The organism is Apibacter raozihei (assembly GCF_004014855.1).
Taxonomy (GTDB): domain Bacteria; phylum Bacteroidota; class Bacteroidia; order Flavobacteriales; family Weeksellaceae; genus Apibacter; species Apibacter raozihei.
Map to the genome: position 1 here is coordinate 1253532 of NZ_CP034930.1, position 22944 is coordinate 1276475.

Here is a 22944-nt window from a genome sequence, read left to right on the forward strand (position 1 = left end):
AGGTTTAAAATCAGATTCCAAAAAATTGTTTAACTCCGTCACCACCACCCATTATTAATACTTGATTATCGTGTCCGAATTTAAGTTCTTTAATAAATTCCTGACCTCCTTGTTTTAATGGAATGAGAGCGACTCCTCTTTTGTTAAATTCATTTTCAAGGGCAGAGGAAACCATTCCGGCTCCTTTCCAAGGACCCCAGTTTACTGTAAGTATACGAGCATTAAGTTTATCTTTAATAACCCAGGATGTTAAGTCAAAGACACTGTTAGCTGCTGCATAATCCGATTGTCCTCTGTTTCCATAGACTGAAGCTATACTGCTGAAGAGTACAATAAATTTAATATCTGGTCTAAGTTCGTCTAGAATTACGTGTAAAGGATTAATTTTAGTGGAATATACTTTATTAAAAGCATCCGCTGTTTTATGAACCAAAAGTTTATCTACTAAAAGTCCTGCTGCATGTATGATACCATCAATTTTTCCATATTTTTCGTATGTGCCACGAATGAAATTCCGCAGATTATTTTCATCCGTTACATCTAAAGAGACATATGTTACTTTTGAGCCGGATTTTTCAATATTCGAAATCGTAGCTGCTATTTGGTTTTCTTTTTCAATTTGTTGTGCTTTTTTCTCAATTTCAGCAGGAACAGTCATTTTCTCTTCTGATATAAGATGCTTACGTATTTCATTTTTATCTTTTAAAAATGAATACTTTTTATTTTCATCTGACGGTACTGGAGAACGTCCTACAAGAATGTAATGACAAGGATATTCATCTGCTAATTGTGCGGTTAATTCTGAAGTAATACCTTGGGCACCTCCAAAAACAACAACTACCGAATCCTTGTCTAATGAGATGTTTGATTTTCCGTTTACTGATAAGCTTTCAGGAACAAGATTTAAACGTAGTCGCTGAGAATCTTTGTATACAACTTCAGCAGAAATATCAGTTGATATTAATTCGTCTAAAATTATTTGTGAAACTTCTTCTGCATTTAGTAGTGTATGGGATATAATAGCTCTGCAATTAATTGCGGAAAATTCTCTTGCAATACTTTTTATCAGTCCCGGATAACCTTCAATTTTCTTTAACTCAGAAATGTTTTCGGTATTTTGAAGGCTTCCAATTACATCACTATAGCTAAAAATCCATTGAATTTTTTCGAGATTGCTTTTCTTGATTAATGAAAAAACTTCTTGAGTTGAATAATGTAAAGGAGATTGAGAAATATCTAGTACAATAAGTCCATCGTAAGAGGTTAAATCATTTTCATCTTTGCTTATTATTGAAGAAATTCCTCCTTGTTTTTCAATAGCTTTTTGAATGATAGTAGCAAATTCTCCTCCATCATCGGTTATAGCTATATTTTTATCTTTTATTGATAATTTTTCTTCAGATTGAAAATCCCATTTTTCAAGTTCGAACCGAGTTCTTAAAAGAGGTTTATCTTCCTCAGACTGACTTACCAGATTTTGCTCAAGTTCCAAAATTGAATTGGCATCAAAGGATACAGGCGTAGTTTCTTTAGTATTATTACTAGTAGAAAGGGCTTTCCCTGCTTCTTCCGGATTACCGTTGATGATATCCTCAATCCATCCGATAACTCCGTTCAAGGTTTTAATAGAAGCCATTTTTTCAATAGCATCTTCAGATTCCTCGAAATCTCCTTCCATGTTAAGTTTTTCACGTAAAGAGCCAATGATCTCCATTCTTTTGATTGAATCTATACTTAGGTCTGCTTCGAGGTCTAAATCAAGACCTAGCATATCTGTCGGATACCCTGTTTTCTCACTAACTGTTTCCAGTAATGTGTTTTTTATATGTTCCGCAGATATTGCCGGAGATGCTGCTACAGTTTCAGTTTTTATAGTTTGCAGATTAGCTTCTGTGGAAGATAAAGTTGCCGGAAGTTCTGATTGAACTAATTCTTCAACCCATCCGATAACACCGTTTAAGGTTTTAATTGAAGCCATTTTCTCGATAGCATCTTCAGATTCTTCGAAATCGCCTTTTAAATTTAGTTTTTCACGTAATGCACCAATAATCTCCATTCTTTTAATAGAGTCGATACTTAAATCTGCTTCCAAATCCATTTCAAGTCCTAGCATATCAATTGGGTAGCCTGTTTTTTCACTAACAGTATCTAAAAGAGCTGACTTTATTTCCTCCAGTGATAGTGTTGCAGCAGAAGGTTGTTGTACGGAAGCAGTTGAAACAGCCATTGGTGTTTTGGCATCTTCAATTTTCGCTGGTGATATTTTATTTGTAGTGTTTACACTGATTACTTGTTGAGATGGAGACTGTGATATTGATGGTGTATGACCCAAATAACCCAACATTACATCACGTTGATTTTGTATCATGGTTTTCATATTCCCAAGATATTCAAGCATGATATGGTCAGATTCAGTCATGAGGTTAGATCCAGCTCCGTTTATAGAAAAATTATTTAAACTAACAGGTTCTGTAATTGGTAAAGCTCCATTAGCAGGCATTGGTCCCACAGAAGGTACAGCATTATGACCATTGATAAACCAGATTGTAGGTTTTTTCTTATATAATTCGGGTTGATCCAAGTCTAAAACTTTAGCATTCCGATTATCAAACAATTTTTCGATATATATATTTCTTCCGGTAGCAATATATTTAGCAAGGGCGTTAAGAATATAATTAATACCCTCTTTACCTTTTTCCTCAGTTTGAATAATGCTGATTGAGTCTTTTTCTTTAATAGAAGACTGAGCTAAGTTTATCAATACTTTCCCTGGTCCGGTTTCGATAAATATACGAGCCCCATCTGTATACATTTTTTGAATTTCTTCATTAAATAAAACAGGTTTTATAAGATGCTCGGAAAGTCTGGTTTTTATTTCATTTCCCTGAGTTGGATATAAATCTGCGGTAGTATTAGACCAAACAGGAATAGAAGGAGATTTAAAGCTCACTTTTTCAAGTTCTTTAGCAAATAAATCTTTTGATTTTTCTAAAAGAGGGCTATGAAAGGCACAGTCTACACTTAATTCTTTATAAGAAATGTTTTGTTGTCCCATTTCTTTCATTAATGAATTCATTGCAAAGGTAGTACCTGCAAGTATAGTTTGTTTAGGCGAGTTAAAATTAACAGGCCAAATGTCATTTTTACCAGCAAGAAGTTGCTCTAATTCCTGTTGTGAAATCCCTACAGCGATCATTTTTCCTTTGTCGTTTCCAATGGCATTTAGAATAGATTCTGCTCTTTTTCGACTTAGAGAAACTAGATTTTCAGAGTCAAAGGCACCACTAAAGCATAATGCCGGTAGTTCTCCATAGCTATGACCAGCCACCATATCAGGTTCAATCCCTAAGGAACGTAAAAAGTCTGCTATGGCCAAGTCTACAATTCCAAGGGCAGGCTGAGCATTCTGAGTCTGAGTAATAGTTTTTTGTTGAATTTTTTTACTTTCCTCATCAAAGACTGTATTAGGATAAAGAATTTTATCATATTCAGGATGTTGAAGAAGTAGTTTTCTCATAGAAGGAAATGCTACTAAAAGATCCCTAGCCATATTAATTCTTTGGCTTCCTTGTCCTGAAAACAAAAATGCTACTTTACCTTCTTTTGGATTACGCAGGTAAATATCAGATTCATTTATATCATTAATTATAGATTCCAGCTTGTTTTTTAATTTTTTTATACTTTTAGCAACAAGTGTAATCTGAATTTCTTTCTGATTATAAAAAGCGAGGCTGTAGGCAATATCTCTGAGAGTAAGTGAATCGTTTACAGAGATTAGAGTTTGTACTTTTTTAGCTAATTCTTTAGCTTCTTCTAAAGTATCTCCTCTGAAAATGAATAATTCCGAAGGCCATAAAGTTAATGCACTGGTTTGCTTAACTTCAGATTGATAATTTTCCATGACAACGTGGAAATTTGTTCCACCGAATCCAAAGGCACTGACACCGGAAATTCTTCTTTCACTTCCCCAAATTCCTGCATTCGTATTAAAGATAAAAGGACTTGTTTCTTTATTATAGAATGAATTTGGATTTGATAAGTTTATGGTTGGTGGTTGTACTCCATAATACATAGATAATGCAGCTTTAATAACTCCTGCAAGTCCTGCGGCACATTTGGTATGACCAATTTGAGTCTTGACAGAACCTAAATGTGTTTGTCCTGTTGTTGCTCCAGATTCTAAAAACATATCTGTCAAAGCACTTAGCTCAGTTTTGTCTCCAACTACCGTACCGGTTCCATGCGCTTCAATAAGTTCAACCTCAGAAGGTAATACTCCTGCATTTTTGTATGCTCTTTGTAAAGCTTTCATTTGCCCCTTTTTGTTTGGAGCAGTCATTCCTAAATTTTTGCCGTCACTACTTCCTCCGGTTCCACGTATTACAGCGTAAATTCTATCTCCGTCTCTTTCAGCGTCTTCAAGTCTTTTTAAAATAATCATTGAAACACTTTCTCCAAGAGCAATACCATCAGCATCTGAATCAAATGAGGCACAGCGTCCTTTTTTTGATAGTGCATAGGTTGCAGAAAACATCAGGTAATCGTTAAGTCCGTTATGTAAATCAGCTCCTCCTAATACAACAATGTCAGAGCGTTTATTTTGTAATTCCTGGTAAGCTATATCCATAGCTGCAAGTGACGACGCACAAGCAGCATCTACGGTAAAGTTACTTCCTCCTAAATTCAGTCTGTTAGTTATTCTACCGGCTACTACGTTAGATAAAACTCCGGGAAATGAATCTTCATTTAGCTTAGGAAGTACATTTTTTAACTCTTCCGGTAGTTCTCCAAACACTTGTTTTGCATACCCTCTGAATCCATAGCTGGCAGCTAATTCGGTAGCACCTTCAGCACCAATAATTACAGAGGTGTTTTCTCCATCAAATGTAGCCATATCATATCCTGCATCTTCCAATGCTCTTTTAGCAACAAGAAGGCTCAATAATTGTACAGGTTCAATAGATGCTAATGATTGAGGCGGAATTCCAAATTCCAACGGATCAAAATCAATTGTTGGAATAAATCCTCCCCACTTGGAGGATACAAAATCTGTATCTCTTGTGTCCGGATTATAGAAAAGCTCTTTATTCCATCTGCTATCAGGTACTTCAGTTACACAATTTTTTGATAATAATATATTTTTCCAGTATTCTTCTAATGTTTTAGCCTGAGGGAATATTCCAGCCATCCCTACGATAGCTAATTTTACAGGTTCATTCTCTCGTAAAGGCTCTTCGATTTTATCTAGTTTTGAAATTAAGGCATTGTTATCAATAGCAACATTTGAGTGTAAGTCATCAAGAGTAACAACTTTATCTCGTAGTGAGGAAATTTGTCCAATCATGAACACACCTTTCTCTACCTGATCTTCGTCATTTAAGCTAACCAGATTACTACCTTGTCTTTCAATTCCTTTTGCAGCAATTCTTTGACGCCCTAAGTTCATTTCTTCCAGTTTTAACCAGACTTCTTTTGAATCCAGTCCTTCAGCAAAAAGCTGCTCTTTAACTTGTGTAAAATGTTCGGTAAAAGGGGTAGGCAATGCTCGGGTTTCCTGACCTGGAGCTGCTTCTAATAATATTGTTTTTGAATGATTGACAGATTGCTCCTGATAGCTTTTTAATATTGCTCCGGTTTCAACTGCTTCCTTTGTAAATAGATAAGAAGAACCCATTAAGACTCCTATTTTAGCTCCTTTAGCAGCTAAAGAGGCTGACATTATGGATATAAATGCGGAAGAAAAGGCGTCGTGAATTCCTCCTGCAAAAAATACATTCAGGGTTGATGGATTTTCATCTTTAATTAACCTGAATATTTGTTTTTCCCATAATACCATACTTGAAAGCGGACCTACATGTCCTCCACTTTCCCGACCTTCAAAGATAAAGTTACGGGATCCTTCTTTCATAAACATGTCAAGCAGGGTTACAGAAGGTACATGTAAAAATACTTTTATTCCTTCTTTTTCATATGGTTTTGCCAATGTAGGTCTTCCTCCGGCAATAATTAATACAGGAGGCTTGTTTTCTAAAATATATTTCATTTGCTCTTCCCTTAACTGAGAAGGTGCAAATCCTAAAATACCAATTCCCCAAGGCTTATCTTTAAGCAATTCGGCTGTTTTTGATACAGCTTGTTGTGCTGCCTGTCCTATCATTAGACTCAATGCTATGAATGGAAGAGCTCCTGCATCTGTGACTTTATCAGCAAATTCTGGAACGTCGCTTACTCTGGCCATAGGTCCTTGTGCTATTGGAAATTTAATTCCAAGTTCTTGAGCCAAAGGACTATTTTCTCCTATTATGTTTAAGCTTTTTGCTTGTAATAAATGCCCGTAAGCAGCTTCTCTTACAGCATAGATAAAGTTGTCCAGAGTTTTATATTTCTCAACAAAATCAACGGATAAAGCAACATCTTGACCCATAGGAAGGATGTTTTCAGATAGATCTATTCCTCCCAGATAGGGAACTATATCTTCGTATTTTGGGTTTAAAGGTAACGAAGGTGAGTTTTTTCTAACTAATATTCTATAACTGTCTATTAGTATTGTTTCACTACCACTAAGTCTACCCAAAACATTTTTTAATTCTTTGGGAAGTCTGCACTCAGGGAATAATGCTACCTGGCTGTCATAAATTATACCCTGTGCCCCCATAGCTAAAGCAGCAGCAGAGGTATGTACCCCCATTCCACCTTGTATGTATATGTTGGTATTGGTATGAGGAAACATTTTTTTTATACCTTGTAAAAGTACAAATGAAGATTCATAAGCAACTTTTCCAGCTCCTTCATTCCCTTTTAATACAATTGATTTAACACCTTTTTTTATAGCCTCTTCAGCTTCATCAAGTGAGAAAACCTGGTATATTGTTTCAACATTTTCTAAGGTAGGGAAAGTTGCAGATAAATTAAATGGGATAAATATTCTATTAACATTTTCTGGTAATTCCAATGAGTCGGATATTTCCGAAGTAACACATATGCCGAACGATTTTTTTGTTTTATCAGATAAATCTTTTAGGCTCTGTCTCGCTATTTCTTTATCCCTTCCTAAATGTAATATGGGGTTTGCTCCTACTTTAATAGTTTCTAAAGCTAGGTAAACATCTGGCATCTCAAAAGGAGAAAGAACGAATAATTCTTTGTTTTTTTGCATAGTTATTAAAGAATATAAATTGTAAATAATAAACCAAATTTATGGTAAAATAATGATCTAAAATGCTTAAAAGATCAGTGCATATGGTTAATTAAATAAAAAAAATGATTTCTATTGTCTTAATCAAGATGCAAATATAATAAAAAAAACTTGAATACAAATAAAGTGAAACTTATCTGATTTCGAGTTTTTTTAGATGATTTAATTGGATAAAAAGTATTATTACAGCTAATAGTGTTGACACTAAATCTGATAAAGGTATGGAATACCAAATGCCATCAATTCCATAAAATTTAGGAAGTATAAATAAAGCCGGGATAAGTATGATAAATTGTCTTGTCATACTTAAAAAGAATGAATATAATGCTTTTCCGATACATTGGAAAAAGTTTGATATAACCATTTGCAGTCCGCTTAGAGGAAGTGTGATAGTCATTATTTTAAGAGCTGTAGTAGCTTCTTCAGCAAGTTGGGCAGATGGATTGAATGGTTTGATTACTATGTCAGGTAAAACTATTCCTACTAATAAGCCGACAGATCCTATTAAAATTCCTGTTTTAATAGTATAGTTAAGTGTTTGTTTCACTCTGTCCATTTTTTTTGCTCCGTAATTATATCCGATTATAGGTTGCATGCCTTGTGTAAGACCTACCAATATCATAATAAATACCATGATTAATCGATTTGCAAGAGTATATGATTCAATTGCAATGCTGCCACCAAAGATTTTTAAACGATTGTTAATGAAAAAAACGACTACAGATGCAGCTAAAAGCATAAAAAATGGTGCGAAGCCTATGTTAATTATAGACCATACAATTCTGGAATTCCAACGTAGATAATTCCATTTGAGAGATAACGGATTTTTTTTATTTAGAAAATGGATCAATACTACGCTTAATCCTATCATTATTGATAAATTGGTAGCTATAGCAGCTCCTTTCATACCCCAATCCATTATAAAAATAAATACAGGTGCAAGTAAAATGTTTGCAAAAACTCCTATAAGCATTGTATACATAGCTTTTTTAGGATATCCTGAAGCTCTCATAATGTTGTTCAACGCAAAGTTTACGGTTAGAAAAACATTACCCGGAAGATAATATATTAGAAATTCTTTAGCAAAAAAAAAGGTTTCTTCTGTACTTCCTACGGCATATAAAATTTTATTAGTAAAAATATAAGTGGTTATTATGAAGGTAGTTGTAAGTAATATGGCTAGCGTTATTGAGTTGCCAATGACTTTTCTGGCTCCCTCTATGTCTTTTTGCCCCAAAAGAATGGATACTCTTGCCGATGCTCCAGAGCCTACCAGCATCCCTAATCCGGAGATAAGATTCATTACTGGTAACAGGATACCTAGTCCCCCAATTGCATGATCTCCTAAATCTGGGCCATGTCCGATATAAATACTATCAATAATATTATATAGTGCAATAACCGCTGTGCCGATAATTGCAGGTATTGCGTATTGCCAGAGTAAATTTTTAGGATTTTTAGTTTCTAATTCTGTTATTTTTTTAGCTTCAGGAAGTATCATATGTAGTTAGCAGGATTAGACCTTTATTACTATTTTAACATCAAAAGTACAAAATATAATTAGGGTCAGCAATTAACTAACATACGAAAACCTTCTCCATGAATATTGACGATTTCAATATTTTGATCTTCTTTAAGATATTTTCGCAAAGATGCAATGTAAACATCCATGCTTCTTGAGGTAAAATAATTATTATTCTGCCATATTTTAGTCAAAGCTTCGTCTCTTGTCATTAGATCATTTTTGTACAGACATAGTAGTTTTAATAATTCATTTTCTTTTGGAGATAATTTATACTTTTTATCTTTCACTTCAAGTAGACGGAGTTTAGTGTTAAATACAAAATTTGAAATTTCATAAATTTCTTTTTCTTCTTTTTCCTTGCTTATTGATATATTTGATATTCTTTGAAGGACTGCGTTAATTTTGTAAATAAGAACTTCAGTGTCGAAAGGCTTAGTTATATAATCATTAGCTCCCAATTTATATCCGGTCAGGATATCTTCCCTCATGTTTTTGGCAGTAAGAAAAATGATGGGTACATCCGGATTAATATCAATGATTTCTTTCGCTAATGTAAACCCGTCTTTTTTGGGCATCATTACATCAGTAAGGCAGATATCGAACGATTCGGCTTTAAATTTTTTTAAACCGTCTTCTCCATCTACAGCAAGAGTAACATCATAATCGTTTAAAGAAAGATAATCTTTAAGCACAGCTCCAAAACTGGGATCGTCTTCAACTAACAGTAGTTTTGCTTTTATACTCATTTGGTTTTTGTGGTTGGATTAATATAATTATAACAAAATATTAATCTTTAACCAATAATCGGAAACCTTCTCCATGAATATTTACAATTTCAACATTATCATCATCTTTTAGTAATTTTCTTATTTTTGCAATATACACATCCATGCTTCTAGACGTGAAGTAATTATCATTATGCCATATTTTAGTAAGAGCTTCTTCTCTAGGCATTAAATCATTTTTATATTTGCAAAGTAATTTTAATAGTTCATTTTCTTTTGGTGATAATTTATACATATTGCCATTAACCTCAAGTTGACGGAGTTTAGTGTTAAATTTAAAATTTGAAATTTCATAAATTTCTTTTTCTTCTTTTTCTTCAGTTATTGAACTGTTAGAGTTTCTCTGTAGTACAGCACTTATTTTGTAAAGTAAAACTTCAGAATCAAAAGGTTTAGTTATATAATCATTAGCTCCCAATTTGTATCCGGTCAGAATATCTTCCCTCATATTTTTGGCAGTTAGAAAAATGATGGGTACATCCGGATTAATATCAATAATTTCTTTCGCTAAAGTAAACCCGTCTTTTTTAGGCATCATTACATCAGATAGGCAGAGGTCGAATTCTTCAGCTTTGAATTTTTCTAATCCGTCTTCTCCATCTATAGCAAGGGTAACATCATAATCATTTAAAGACAGATAATCTTTAAGTACAGCTCCGAAACTGGGATCGTCTTCAACTAATAATAATTTTACTTTTTTATCCATGGTGTTATTTGTTTAAAGGAATTCTTATAATAAAGGTCGTGCCTTTGTTAGGTTTACTAACAACTTTAATACCACCTTTATGTAATTTTATAATATTTTTTACATAGGCAAGGCCTAAGCCATGCCCTTTTACATTATGTATGTTTCCGGTTTCTTCACGATAAAATTTTTCGAAAATACGTTTTATTACACTTTCACTCATACCTTTACCTTTGTCAGATATTTCAGCAACATAATCATTTTTATCGTTGTAGGTTTTTACAGTTATTTCTGGTTTTTCAGGAGAATATTTATTTGCATTATCTAGTATATTTACAAAAACATTCGTTAAATGAAATCCATCAGCGTTAGCAATATGTCTTTCTGCTGCATATTTTTCAATAATAGTACCTCCTCTTTGTTCTACCTGAACCCTTACAGTTTTGACGCTGTTTTTTAGAATTTCACGCATATTGGTTTCCTTAATGACTAACTCAAGCGAGTTTCGTTCCAATTTTGACATTCTAAGTACCATCTCTACCTGTTTTTTCATCCGGGTATTTTCCTGTTTGATTAGAGAAGTGTAGAATTTCATTTTTTCAGGATCTTCCTGAACTTTTTCTGTGCCCAGAGCATCGGTAGCTATATTAATAGTAGCTATGGGTGTTTTAAATTCATGTGACATATTGTTAATAAAGTCAGTCTTTATCTCAGAAATCTTTTTTTGCTGAGACATGTAGTAAATCGAAGCAATATATATTGCTATAATTACCAAGGTGGAGGTAATAGTCACACCGATAGCTCCAAAAATTGGATTTAATACTGAATATTGTTTAGATGGAAAATAAACAGAAAGATAATATTGAGTGTTGTCTTTTCCATCTGAAAATAACACGGCATTGTAATTATGTTTAGGGTGCTTACTTAATACAAATTCTTTGCTATGAATTTTAGTGAGAGCTAATTTATTATTAAGAACACCACATTTAAATTCTGTATCAATGTTTTGTTTTTTTAATTCAATATTTACAATTGAGTCAATAGTTCCAATATCTACTCTGGACTCCAAACTCATTTGATTGATACTTAGTCTTGCAAATTCATCTAATGTGAATTTAGGACTGACAAAACTATTTTCTATATTAGCTTCAATCGGTTTCAGGTTCAGGTTGTTAGAGTCCTTTTTTATCTTTAATACACCTTCATCAGTAAGAAGGTTAGTGATTTTTAAAGTGTCTTTTTTTGAAAAAGGTATTACAAGTGGTTTTTTATTAACAATGGTTTTTTTATAAATTATATATTTTACAGACTGTGAGTCAACTACACTCATGGCTGTTTGAATGGTGCTGGAGTCTTTTTGACTATTAATGTCCTGGTAGAAATTGTTGAAGGGTTTATAAAATTTATTGATTTCTAGTGTGTTAATCTTTACTGCTGAACTATTTAGAGCTTTATATACCCGAGATGAAAAATCCTGCTCCCCGGCATCAATAGATTGTTTTAACCAGAAAATCTGTAAACCAACGAAAACAATTAGAGATATTGTCATTAAACCCGATAAAATAGGGATAAATCGTTCCTTCATATTACAAAAGTAAACATTTTAAAAATGAAAAATAAACACTTTTTTTATATTTAAACTGACATTTTAAAAATATATTTTATTACTTGAACTATTTATTATTTATAGTTTGTAATATTTTATTTAGCTGAGAATTATGTTGTCAGTATCTGTTAAAAATAACGTAAATTTGCTTTCCAATTATTTTTACCATGCAAGAAGAGAAAAAAACATTAAATTTTTTAGAGCAGATTATTGAAGATGATTTAGCAGAAGGTTTTCCGGTAAGTAAATTAAGATTTCGATTTCCACCTGAACCAAATGGTTATTTACATATAGGGCATACTAAAGCTATATGGATTAATTTTGGTCTAGGACAACGCTATGAGGCGCCGGTTAATCTGAGGTTTGATGATACTAATCCAGCAAAAGAAGATCAAGAATATGTAGATGCTATAAAAAAAGATATACAGTGGTTAGGTTATAGTTGGGATAGAGAATGTTATGCTTCTGATTATTTTCAGCAATTGTATGATTGGGCTGTGAACTTAATAAAAGAAGGTAAAGCATATGTAGATGACCAAACGTCTGAAGAGATCAACAAGCAAAGAAAAACCCCTTCTGAAGATGGTGTTGAAAGCCCTTTTCGAAATAGAAGTGTAGAAGAGAATCTAGACTTATTCGAAAAAATGAAAAATGGTGAATTTAATGAGGGAACACATGTTCTGAGAGCTAAAATAGATATGACCTCTCCTAATATGAATATGCGTGATCCTGTCATGTATCGTATTTTGAAAAAACATCATCAAAGAACCGGAGATGCTTGGGGCATATATCCAATGTATGATTGGACTCATGGAGAATCTGATTATCTTGAGCAGGTTTCTCATTCACTGTGTTCTCTCGAATTTGAAAATCATCGTCCTCTATATGAGTGGTTTTTAGAACAGGTTTATACTCAGGATGTTAAAACAAAGCAAAGAGAATTTGCACGTTTAAATGTTAATTATACTATTACAAGTAAGAGAAAATTGTTAAAACTGGTAGAAGGTAATTATGTTTCCGGTTGGGATGATCCCCGGATGCCTACTATTTCAGGTATGAGACGAAGAGGATATACTCCTGAGGCAATTATAGATTTTCTTGAGAGGGTAGGAGTTGCGAAAAGAGATAATTTAATAGATGTAGCCTTATTAGAATTTACGGTACGTGATCATCTGAATAAAATTGCGCCAAGAGTTATGGCTGTAATAAATCCGGTTAAGATTGTCATAACTAATTACCCTGAAGATAAAGAAGAATGGGTAACTGTAGAAAACAATCCGGAAGATTCTGATGCAGGATTTAGAGATATTCCTTTCACCCGTGAAATTTATATTGAAAGGGAAGATTTTATGGAAGAAGCTCCTAAAAAATTCTTTCGTTTAACACTTGGAGGTGAGGTAAGGCTAAAGGGGGCTTATATAATAAAAGCGGTAGAAGTTGAAAAAAATAAAGAAGGAGAAATACAAACCGTATATTGTACCTATGATGAAGATAGTAAAAGTGGAAGTGGCAGTGAGGCTAGTTTGAGAAAGGTTAAAGGTACATTGCACTGGGTTTCCGTAAAACATGGATTGCCCATTGAAGTGAGAATCTATGATCGTTTATTTAATGTGGAATCTCCCGACTCTAAAGATGACGAGTTTTTAGAATTTTTAAATCCGGAATCTCTTAAAATAGTTCATGGATTTGCTGAACCTAGTTTGTATGGCACAAAAATTGGAGATAAATATCAGTTTCAAAGATTGGGTTATTTTGCTGTAGATGATGATTCCAAAGACAATCAATTGGTTTTTAATCGAACAGTAACTTTAAAAGATACTTGGGCAAAAATTAATAAATAGATATTAAATTATTAAAAAATGAGAAAGTTATTGCTATCTTTATTAATTGTGACTTCGTCATTAATTGGTCAGGGGCAGGAAGTAAGAACACCAGCTGCAAGTTTAAAATCTTCAGTAGAGCAAATGGTTGGACTTACTGATATTGAATTTGTTTATTCCAGGCCTAACAAAAAAGGAAGGGAAATATTTGGAGCTTTAGTTCCTTATGGTCAAGTTTGGAGAACAGGTGCTAATGAAAATACAACTATTAAATTTGGGGATGATATAGAAATTGGCGGTAAATCATTACCAAAGGGTAAGTATGCTTTATATACTATTCCTAATAAAGATACTTGGGAGGTGATTTTTTATTCAGATTCCGAAAATTGGGGTACTCCCAAAGAATGGAATGAAAGTAAAGTTGCTTTAAAAACAACCGTTCCCGTAAAAAAGATAAATCAGGTAGTTGAAACCTTTACTATAGGAATTAACGATCTTTCAGATAACTCAGGGCATCTTCAATTTGTTTGGGATCAAACATTAGTAGATGTACGATTTGATGTTCCAACTCAAAAAATTGCCAACGAAAGTATTAATGGTATTTTAGCCAATCCTAAGGCTGATGCGAATGCTTATTATGCTTCAGCTAATTATTTTCTTCAATCGAATGGAGATATGAAAAAAGCATTGAACTGGATTAACAGAGCCATTGATTTAAAACAAGGAGATTCTCCATACTGGTATTTTAGGGTTAAATCTCAAATTCAGGCAAAGCTTGGAGATATTAAAGGAGCAATTGAATCTGCTGAAAAATCTTTGGAAGGTGCTCAGAAAGAGGGGAATAAAGACTATATAAAAATGAATACTGATTCTATCAAAGAATGGAAAAAGATTCTTTAAACAATAATTATTTTTATAAAAAGAGGCAGGTTTTACTTGCCTTTTTTTATTCATTATATTGTATTAATTGAATATATTGTGTAGGTGTAATTCCTTCAATTTGTTTAAAAGCTTTGTTGAAAGTTGACTGATGTTTGAATCCTGCCGAGCTGTATATATACATTAATGTATATTTATTGTTAGTATTCCTGTTCAGTTCTTCTTTAATATAGTTTATTCGGAAAAGATTTATCAGAGTGTTAAAATTATAATCAGATTCCATGTTGATGGCTCTCGATACATAAGATGGATTTGTATTTAATAGGGTAGCTAACTCGGAAATATTAAAATCTGGATTTTTCCAGGGCTCTTTCTCTTTTAGATAAATTAAAATTTCAGTATAAATATTTTTATACCTTTGTTCTTCACTCGTATTTTTTTTGTTAGTGTCTTCTTTGCTTGAATTGTTTGGAGATAGCATTTGCTGTTTTATCCAGATATAATAGGTTGAAAAAAGAACTAAATTAAATGCTCCTATAAGAGTAAATGCTTTAATTATATTTTTTTGACTATAAGTAAAAATAGGGAGAATGGGCTGGGCAATTTTAGAATAATTTAATAGAGTTACACTAATAAAGGTGACCGTAAGAATGCATATGCTTAATATAACCGCCTTTTTATAAGAGAACACAACGGATAAAGCTAAGGGTATAGTCATATACCATAAAAAAATATCAGTAACATCGTTATATAATAGAATCAGTGCATGTAAAAATAAGTAAGATGTTATAACTAATACATATAAGTCTATTAGAAGCTTTATTGAATTTTCATTTAATCGAAATATAATTGCATAACATACCAAATTTATTGCAAGACCAAATAAAGAAATTATAAATAGTAATTTGATATCTAAAACATAGTACAATATAGATACAGAAAATAATGTAAAGATAATTGTTAGTAGAAAATTTTGTGAAAATTTTTTTAACATATAATTATTCTCTTAATCTTATTAAATTTTTTAATGTGGTTCCTGCAAAAATATAAATATAAAATGATTGTATTAAAATTGTAATATTGAATAAATATTATTGGTTTTATTTTAATATTTTATGAATTTTCTTATTAGTGCACTTAAATTAGTATTCAAATATTGTGTTTTTTTTGTTATTCTGTATAAAAATTACAGATTACTACTTTTGTTAATTATTTGAAAATTTTTTTCCATTTTTGTATTGAATTTCTACTTAATTTAAATTTGTTTGCCAATTCTGAGTTGCTTAATTCATTTTGTTTTTGATAAACTAAGATTTTCATAATACTTTTATCGTCAAATGATTTCAACCGTTGATTTGATTTAATTGATTTTACGTTTGCAACAGGGAAAAGGTATTCATTAAATTCAATTATATCTAAAGAAGAGTTAAGGTTGTTCAGTCTATTCAGAACTATTGAATCTGTTAATTTTTCAGGACACTTTTTTTTAATAATATCAATAAAAATTTTTTTATAATTAGGTTTGGTCATTTTAGTAGAGTTTTATTCTTGTTATTGATCACTAAATTGTTTATTTATCCATCTGTGGATAGTAGTCTTAGGTATTCCATACATATCAGTGATCTGTTTACAAGATAATTTTTTTTCGTTTACAAGGCTTAAGATAAAATCTTTTATTTCATCTGTGTAGATATTTTTTCTAAAATTTGGAAGTTTTGAAGATGAAAGATTGGTATTTTCTAAATTTTTAAGTAGTGGGGCATAAAGTATAATATGTTGGGTGTATATTCTGAAAAAGTCGTATTCTAAAAGTTTACACCATTTTAATAAAATATTAGTGTCAATACTGGTTGAGTTATAATACTCATGTATTTTCGTTTCCTCACATCCAAAGTATGTACAAATTCTTAATTCAGGTAATTGAAGTTCATCTACTCTGGATTTAATTAATTTGCCAATATTTATATTTTTGTAATCTAAATTCATTGGTTTTTTCAAGTGTTATTATAAATGAAGATTAACAATCTTCATTTATAATAACATTTTAATATTAAAATTAAGTACTCAATTTAATGAGCAACTTTATATTCAACTAGAGTATTTACAGAGTTTACTCTAAATGTATAGGCATCATTTAATACAACTCTCCCAGATATAGGTCCTCCGTACACTTGCCCTGTAGTACCTGAATGTCCCCGAGTTCTTGCATGGTGTATTACTTTTAATGTTATAGTTACATCCGTTAAAGAATCTGGATAATTTGGAAATACAGATTGAGGAATGTCAATTGCGCCTGCAAGTGTTATATTAATCGGTGCACCTTTAGTAAATTCCGAATTCTGCATAATACCTCCATGATACCAAGTAGCTCCGTCATCATACGAGTAAACAATTTCCGATAGTACTGTTGGTCCGTGATCTTCAATATAGCCATTAGCATAAGAACCTTGATTGTCATAAAAAGTTTGCGAATATCCGGTCCAAGTTCCGTTTACAGAACCACTCAGCCAATATTCTTTTGTATTTCCATCAGGGTATGAAATTGAAGAAAGATAATCACGGATTATATTAGTGTATTGACCGGCAGTTCCAGCAGCACCTGTTGCAATCGATTCAATATTAGGATAAACGGTACCATTTATAAATATAAAAGTAAATAGTTTTTGAGGGAAATTAGTAGTAATTTTTATGATATCATTATCAGTACCCAATTTTGCCTTCTGGTAACCAGGAGTTGTGTAATCGCTACCATCTATTTGTTCTTTACAACTAGTATCGTTAGGTATCAAAATAGCATTCATTTGTACACATCCGCCATAAGTTGTAGTGTATGTGCTATTGGAGCCTCCTCCATAAGGCATAAAGGGAGTATTTAATGATTTTGTATTTGTACCTAGCTCTGTATAACTGTCTACAGTAGTTGAAGAAGTAAAATATTTACTTTCATATTTTTGGCCAGCAGCATTTAAAATACTTATTGTTTTTGTGTCATTGTTAAACTCAATGGGCTGGTCCCCTGCAAGTACTTCCAACCTTTTAAAATCTCTAATAGTATAGGGTAATGATCCACTAGTCGGAGTAAGTTCTAAAGAAGCCTTACCACTGGGCGATACAATACTAGGATCAGTCGAAATTAAAACTTGCGATAAAGCTGAATTGCATAATATTGTAGAAGTTACAACATTGCATATTAGTAATAGTATATATTTTTTCATGTCTTTTTAAATTAATTATACTTTACCCAATTATTGGAGGCCATAACTAAATAATTAGGGGTCCAGGATAAAGGTGTATTTAAAACTGTAGTAGGAAATCCATTACTCCCATAAGTAATGCCATCCATGAAAGATGGAGCATCCGGCATCAATTTATACTTTAGTTTAAATATGTAGTTTCCAGATTTTAGTATAGTTACAGCACCACATAGGTCAACGATTATATTATTTCCTTTAAAAGCTTTAGTATAAGCTTTTATATTTTTTTGGTTAGCAACACCATATTTATTGTAATAATTAGATACGCTTAATTCTTCTCCATCAGGATCTACAATAAAAAGTTCGTACTGCACATACATATAATTTTGAATTATTATATATGAATCATTACCCATTCTATATCTACCATCTTTTTCTCCGGTAGCTACGGGAATATCAGAAACCTGAATTGAGAATACAAATGGGGAAATAGCTTCTTCAGCTGATCTGAAGGCGATACTTGCTGTATTGTTACCATTTAAATCGTTTGGAAATTCCTGATAATCAGCGGTAGGTGAGGTAAACGAAATTCCTTTAGTACTTTGAGCTCCCTGATAAGTAGTGTCTCCGGTATTTATCCCATCTGCATAAAATGAATAAGTAGCCGTAGACCTTTTGCTTAAAGTTGGTCCTAGAAATACGGTACCATTAACTTTTTCAGTAGTTTCTGTTATGGGTGTATCAGGTCTAAACCAAAGTTGTTTTCCTGCACTTTTAGTTATATCTGTATTTAATCCGTTCAGAATTAAAACTTCGCCATCCCTTGTTGCAGTAATTTCTAGCTTATAAGTAGCATCTGTTTGATTAACTCCTAGCTGCCCATTTGCAAATACAGTAGCTAAAAGTAATGTTATAAAAATATTCTTTTTCATTATTGATCATTTATTTGGAAAAGTCGTCATAATAAACACTAATATTGTAGCTGTAGCCATGTTCATCATAATTAGTATTAATGATTGTAGAACCTAAATAGGTTTCATTAGTACATCCGTTGCCATATAAAAGTAATACTCGGTAAGTTCCGGGCGGTACATTTTTAACAACTCCGGTTGAAAATCCACTTCCTGATGTCATAGAAGCTAATCGGGTAAATTGTGCCATAATACCCGTATGCGGAACCGTATTACCTCCTGTAATAACTTCTCCGTTTTTATTGTAAAGATTCCCTAAATTATCAGCTAAAACAGCAGCATATTTTGTGCAGGGAGCATTTCGTATTACATCCATAACTCCAGGATTTGTAGCGTATACGTTGTTAGCTAGATTAAATGTTATAAAAACGTCAGTAGTAGTTTTAAGGGTAAATGTTTCTGAAAAAAAATCATTCCAAGTAGTATTTGAGCCTTGTCCTCTCATATAGTACAAGGTCGCATTTGGATAAGTAAATCCTGACTGATAAGTGTAGGATGCTCCGAAAGAGGGAGATGAATTTGCCTGGCTGGCACTATTAGGCCATGTCCATCCAAGTAAGCCATGTGTGTTAACTCCATAATAACTTGGAGTAGCACCTAAAGTAGCATTTGCATTTTGCCATCCAAAATGGGGAACAGATACACAATTGGTGCAAGGAGGAATTGCATAGTGATTTGTTACCGAATTAAAAACAGTTAATGGAAAGGTTCCGGATTGTTGGATCTCATCTAATCCTAATAAATAATGTTGTTTAGTTGCATCGTATTGAGTTACTTTTATTCCAGTAAATCTCATTACAAAATCTTCTGACGGATTATTACTTTCATCCTTATTTCCCTCTATAGTTAAAACAGAGTTACTGTCGGGACTTTCAGTTCCTAACCCTACTTGAGAATAGCAAATCAGGAACATACAGCAAAATATTGCCGATGATACGATTTTTTTCATAATAGTTAATCTTTATAAGTTATACAATTTATTATAATAGGAGCTATAAAACCTTTATGAACAATTGATATAAGGAGTTGGTTTTTATATGCTTCCTGAAATAAATTTTATTTTAATGCTAATTTGAGGCATTTAGTAAAAAGAAATTAAATAAGAGAAGTTTAAAACAATAATTAACTAAATTTATGCAAGTAATTTTAAATGAGATCTATATATAAACTTAAAACAGTATTTAATTTAATTACTTAATTATGCTACCTGTAAAAAAGTTCAAAAGCTTATAGTGTTAATAAGAATTTCAAATCTTTTAATTTATAAATGAAATTAATTTTTAAAAAATTATTATTTGTTAAGATTATTTGCAATTCAGAAAATTTGTCTGTTATTAATAAATAGGTCTGATAATTGTCAATACAATTGTCAAATCCAATAAATGAAAAAGATTTCAATAAAAAAAGAAGCAATAATTATACCCTTGTTACTAATATTAGTAATATGGGCTGTTTTCTTTATTCAGTCATTTATAGGGTTACGTGAATGCTATGGTATAATTCCTTTAAGTTTTAAAGGTCTAAGAGGGGTTTTATTAGCGCCATTGTTTCATGGTAGTTTTCAGCATATATTTAATAACTCTATTCCATTGCTTGTTCTTACATTTTTAATATTTCAATTTTATGATAAATTAGCTTATTTTGTATTAGTTAATGGGTGGATATTTTCTGGTCTGGTAGTTTGGATGCTTCCGGATTTTGCTTTCGCTAATTCATCAATACTAAGTTGTCATATAGGTGCCAGTGGAGTTATTTATGTCTTGGCTTTTTTTTTATTTTTTAGCGGAGTGTTTAGGAAGGAAAGAGCGCTTAGGGCAGTCTCTTTAGTTGTTGTTTTTCTATATGGAGGTATTGTTTGGGGAGTATTACCTCAGGAGTTTTTTGGAATTCAGACAGAAAATAAAATTTCCTGGGAAAGCCATTTGTCTGGTGCTTTAATTGGTTTTATTCTGGCTTTTCTTTTACGGAAAACAGGACGCCTTAAGCATAAGTCCTCATGGGAAAGAAAAGAATACGATTCTTTAGCTGATGATGAGCTATGGGAAAGGTATAAGGAAGAGTATCCGGAAGAATTTGATAATAATTATCTGAATAATAGTATGAATAAAGATTTAAAAGATTCTAATAATATAAATATTTGCGATTGTAAATCAAAGGACCAAGGGAATGATTTAAAAAGTACAGACTCTAAATAAACCAGACTTTAATTTTAAATACTTCATTTGATAAATATTTGTACTCAACCTGCAGGTTATTGGTATCGCAAATAGATTTTACAATGTTCAATCCTAAACCGGAAGAATCTTTAGATTTATTGTTGTATACAAACCTGTTGAATAAATTTTCGTCAGAAGGGATATAATTACAGCTGTTTTCTATTAAAAGGTAATTCTCCTTAGCTTCAATAATTATAAAACCACCATTAAAATTATGTTTAATTGAATTGTTTATAAGGTTAGATACCAGAATTTCTGATAATTCAGGATTAATTTCTGAATAAAAAGATTTTAAATCGTAATTAAGTGAAATATCTTTAATATCAATTAATTCCTGGAAATCTTCAATGAAATTTTTAACTAATTCAGGAATGTTGATGCTTTTTTTAGAACTAAACTGATTATTATTAATCTTATTAATTAGAGTTAAAGAATGTGTGATTTTCGAAAGTCGGTTTACAGCCCGTAGCATTGCTTGTATATCTTTAGCCTGCTCTTTATTTTTAAACGCATTATCTTGAATAAAATGTTCAAGTTTAGATTTGATAATAGACAAAGGCGTTTGCATTTCATGAGAAGAATCTTCTATGAATTTTCTGGAGTTTTCATAGTCCTGATTAATTTTTTTTACCATTTGCATGATCACTTCATTCAGTTTGTCAAATTCTTTAATTCCAGGATCTGTAAGTTTTAGAACTGTATTAGCCTTTAAGTCATAATGATCCAGTTTAGATAAATTTTTATAAAAAGTATTCCAGATATTCCTTTTCATATAAAAATTAATAAAAAAAGAAAATAATACAAATAATAAAAACAGTACCATTAAAGAGGATACGATTACAAACATCATATCGTTGGACTTGAGCATTTGACGATTAATAGTTACTACGTACCAGTGATTATCGTAGTAAATAGGAAAATGAAGCTGTCGGTAAGAGTATTTTTCTCCCGATATAGGATTGTATATTATGGTATCATTAATATACTCAGGATGCATTTCCGGGTTTTCAATCGGTTCGGAATCTATACGAGAAGGTAATATAGAGCTAGGAAAAGTAGGAAGGGTTTTATAGTCTTTAACATAACGTTCAATTTTAGCCTTATAATCATAAAGAACCTTATCAGCAGAATAATTTATAAAAAACTCAAAAATAAAATAATGCGAAATGCATCCAAGAATCATGACAATAAAGACTCCTAAGATGAAATGTCTGCGTATAACCTGACTTAATTTCATTCTTCAGAAAATATGTATCCTATTCCGTAAACACTTTTAATATAATCATTACAGCCCTTATCAATAAGTTTCTTTCTGAGATTTTTTATATGTGTATAAATAAAATCAAAAGAATCGGCGGAAATACTCATATCATCCCCCCATAAATGTTCAGCTATAACTTCTTTACTAAGCACTTTTTCCTTATTCATCATAAAAAATAATAAAAGGTCGTATTCTTTCTTAGTCAAAATTATTTCATGTTGATTAATCAAAACCTTACGGCTGTCAAATATGATCGTAATTTCATTAAACAATAATTCATTACTTCCTTCCAGTCCTCTTCTTCGTATAATAGATTTTATACGTGCATTTAATTCAGATAAATGAAAAGGCTTGGTCAGATAATCATCGGCTCCAATATCTAAACCGGTCAGTTTATCATCCAGAGAATTTTTGGCCGAGATGATGATGATACCTACTTTAGAATTATTTTTTTTTAATGATTTAATAATATCTAATCCACTACCATCGGGTAAAGTAATGTCAACAATGACGCAATCATAATTATAAAGATGAATTTTTTCTTCCGCATGATTGTAATCTGAGGCAGTTTCAACTGAAAAACCTTCGGATATTAATAATTTAACAATTGAATCTTGAAGATCAATTTCATCTTCAATTAATAATAATTTCATAGTTTAAATTTACAATTTAATATATCATATGGAATAAAAATTTGAGATAACTTAATTAAATTAAGCTAAATATTTATATGATATTATTGAGTAAAAATAAGAATAATAGTGAAAAACTAAAATTTTTTTATTCTCTACTTTTTTATCTTATTGG

The 22944-nt window shown here is 31.7% G+C and carries 16 protein-coding genes; 3 read left to right on the top strand and 13 right to left on the bottom strand.

Going from position 1 to position 22944, the window contains the following annotated elements; all coding sequences use genetic code 11:
• Positions 1 to 10 precede the first annotated feature (10 nt).
• The 5 genes from EOV51_RS05720 to EOV51_RS05740 form a co-directional block, all read right to left on the bottom strand.
• On the bottom strand, positions 11 to 7156 hold the full coding sequence (locus EOV51_RS05720; protein ID WP_128150773.1) for a type I polyketide synthase: 7146 nt from the start codon (positions 7154 to 7156) through the stop codon (positions 11 to 13).
• 172 nt (positions 7157 to 7328) lie between these two features.
• Positions 7329 to 8696, bottom strand: coding sequence for an MATE family efflux transporter (locus EOV51_RS05725; RefSeq protein ID WP_128150775.1), 1368 nt, complete (start codon positions 8694 to 8696; stop codon positions 7329 to 7331).
• Positions 8697 to 8761: 65 nt separating this feature from the next.
• Positions 8762 to 9466: a response regulator transcription factor gene (locus EOV51_RS05730; RefSeq protein WP_394343665.1), complete on the bottom strand. Its 705-nt coding sequence runs from the start codon at positions 9464 to 9466 to the stop codon at positions 8762 to 8764.
• A gap of 40 nt (positions 9467 to 9506) precedes the next feature.
• Entirely contained in the window at positions 9507 to 10211 is a 705-nt protein-coding gene (locus EOV51_RS05735) for a response regulator transcription factor (protein WP_128150777.1), read from the bottom strand.
• Positions 10212 to 10215: 4 nt separating this feature from the next.
• Positions 10216 to 11775: a sensor histidine kinase gene (locus EOV51_RS05740; protein WP_128150779.1), complete on the bottom strand. Its 1560-nt coding sequence runs from the start codon at positions 11773 to 11775 to the stop codon at positions 10216 to 10218.
• 188 nt (positions 11776 to 11963) lie between these two features.
• Here EOV51_RS05740 and EOV51_RS05745 point away from each other — a divergent pair, with 188 nt between their 5' ends.
• Positions 11964 to 13637 carry a glutamine--tRNA ligase/YqeY domain fusion protein gene (locus EOV51_RS05745; RefSeq protein ID WP_128150781.1) on the top strand — a complete coding sequence of 558 codons (1674 nt, stop codon included), beginning with the start codon at positions 11964 to 11966 and terminating at the stop codon, positions 13635 to 13637.
• Positions 13638 to 13655: 18 nt separating this feature from the next.
• Positions 13656 to 14516, top strand: coding sequence for a DUF2911 domain-containing protein (locus EOV51_RS05750; RefSeq protein WP_128150783.1), 861 nt, complete (start codon positions 13656 to 13658; stop codon positions 14514 to 14516).
• A gap of 46 nt (positions 14517 to 14562) precedes the next feature.
• Here the strand turns inward: EOV51_RS05750 and EOV51_RS05755 are convergent, their stop codons facing one another.
• From EOV51_RS05755 to EOV51_RS05780, 6 genes are all read right to left on the bottom strand, one after another.
• On the bottom strand, positions 14563 to 15489 hold the full coding sequence (locus tag EOV51_RS05755; RefSeq protein WP_128150785.1) for a helix-turn-helix domain-containing protein: 927 nt from the start codon (positions 15487 to 15489) through the stop codon (positions 14563 to 14565).
• A 215-nt stretch (positions 15490 to 15704) separates the two neighbouring features.
• On the bottom strand, positions 15705 to 16025 hold the full coding sequence (locus EOV51_RS05760) for a helix-turn-helix domain-containing protein (RefSeq protein ID WP_128150787.1): 321 nt from the start codon (positions 16023 to 16025) through the stop codon (positions 15705 to 15707).
• Between the two features lie 21 nt (positions 16026 to 16046).
• Positions 16047 to 16481, bottom strand: coding sequence for a transposase (locus EOV51_RS05765; RefSeq protein ID WP_128150789.1), 435 nt, complete (start codon positions 16479 to 16481; stop codon positions 16047 to 16049).
• An 83-nt stretch (positions 16482 to 16564) separates the two neighbouring features.
• Positions 16565 to 17710 carry a hypothetical protein gene (locus tag EOV51_RS05770; RefSeq protein WP_128150792.1) on the bottom strand — a complete coding sequence of 382 codons (1146 nt, stop codon included), beginning with the start codon at positions 17708 to 17710 and terminating at the stop codon, positions 16565 to 16567.
• Positions 17711 to 17721: 11 nt separating this feature from the next.
• The gene (locus EOV51_RS05775; protein WP_128150794.1) at positions 17722 to 18621 is read right to left on the bottom strand and encodes a hypothetical protein; all 900 of its coding nucleotides are present in this window, start codon (positions 18619 to 18621) and stop codon (positions 17722 to 17724) included.
• A 10-nt stretch (positions 18622 to 18631) separates the two neighbouring features.
• A complete protein-coding gene (locus EOV51_RS05780; protein WP_128150796.1) occupies positions 18632 to 19609 on the bottom strand; it encodes a hypothetical protein in 978 nt (325 codons plus the stop codon).
• A gap of 433 nt (positions 19610 to 20042) precedes the next feature.
• Here EOV51_RS05780 and EOV51_RS05785 point away from each other — a divergent pair, with 433 nt between their 5' ends.
• Positions 20043 to 20855, top strand: coding sequence for a rhomboid family intramembrane serine protease (locus EOV51_RS05785; RefSeq protein ID WP_128150798.1), 813 nt, complete (start codon positions 20043 to 20045; stop codon positions 20853 to 20855).
• On the opposite strand, the gene EOV51_RS05790 is transcribed toward EOV51_RS05785, so the two are convergent.
• Together EOV51_RS05790 and EOV51_RS05795 are read right to left on the bottom strand one after the other, a co-directional pair.
• Positions 20848 to 22113 carry a sensor histidine kinase gene (locus EOV51_RS05790; protein ID WP_128150800.1) on the bottom strand — a complete coding sequence of 422 codons (1266 nt, stop codon included), beginning with the start codon at positions 22111 to 22113 and terminating at the stop codon, positions 20848 to 20850. The two genes, EOV51_RS05785 and EOV51_RS05790, sit on opposite strands and share 8 nt — an antisense overlap.
• The gene (locus EOV51_RS05795) at positions 22110 to 22790 is read right to left on the bottom strand and encodes a response regulator transcription factor (RefSeq protein WP_128150802.1); all 681 of its coding nucleotides are present in this window, start codon (positions 22788 to 22790) and stop codon (positions 22110 to 22112) included. The genes EOV51_RS05790 and EOV51_RS05795 overlap by 4 nt, the downstream gene beginning before the upstream one ends.
• Between the last annotated feature and the right edge of the window lie 154 nt (positions 22791 to 22944).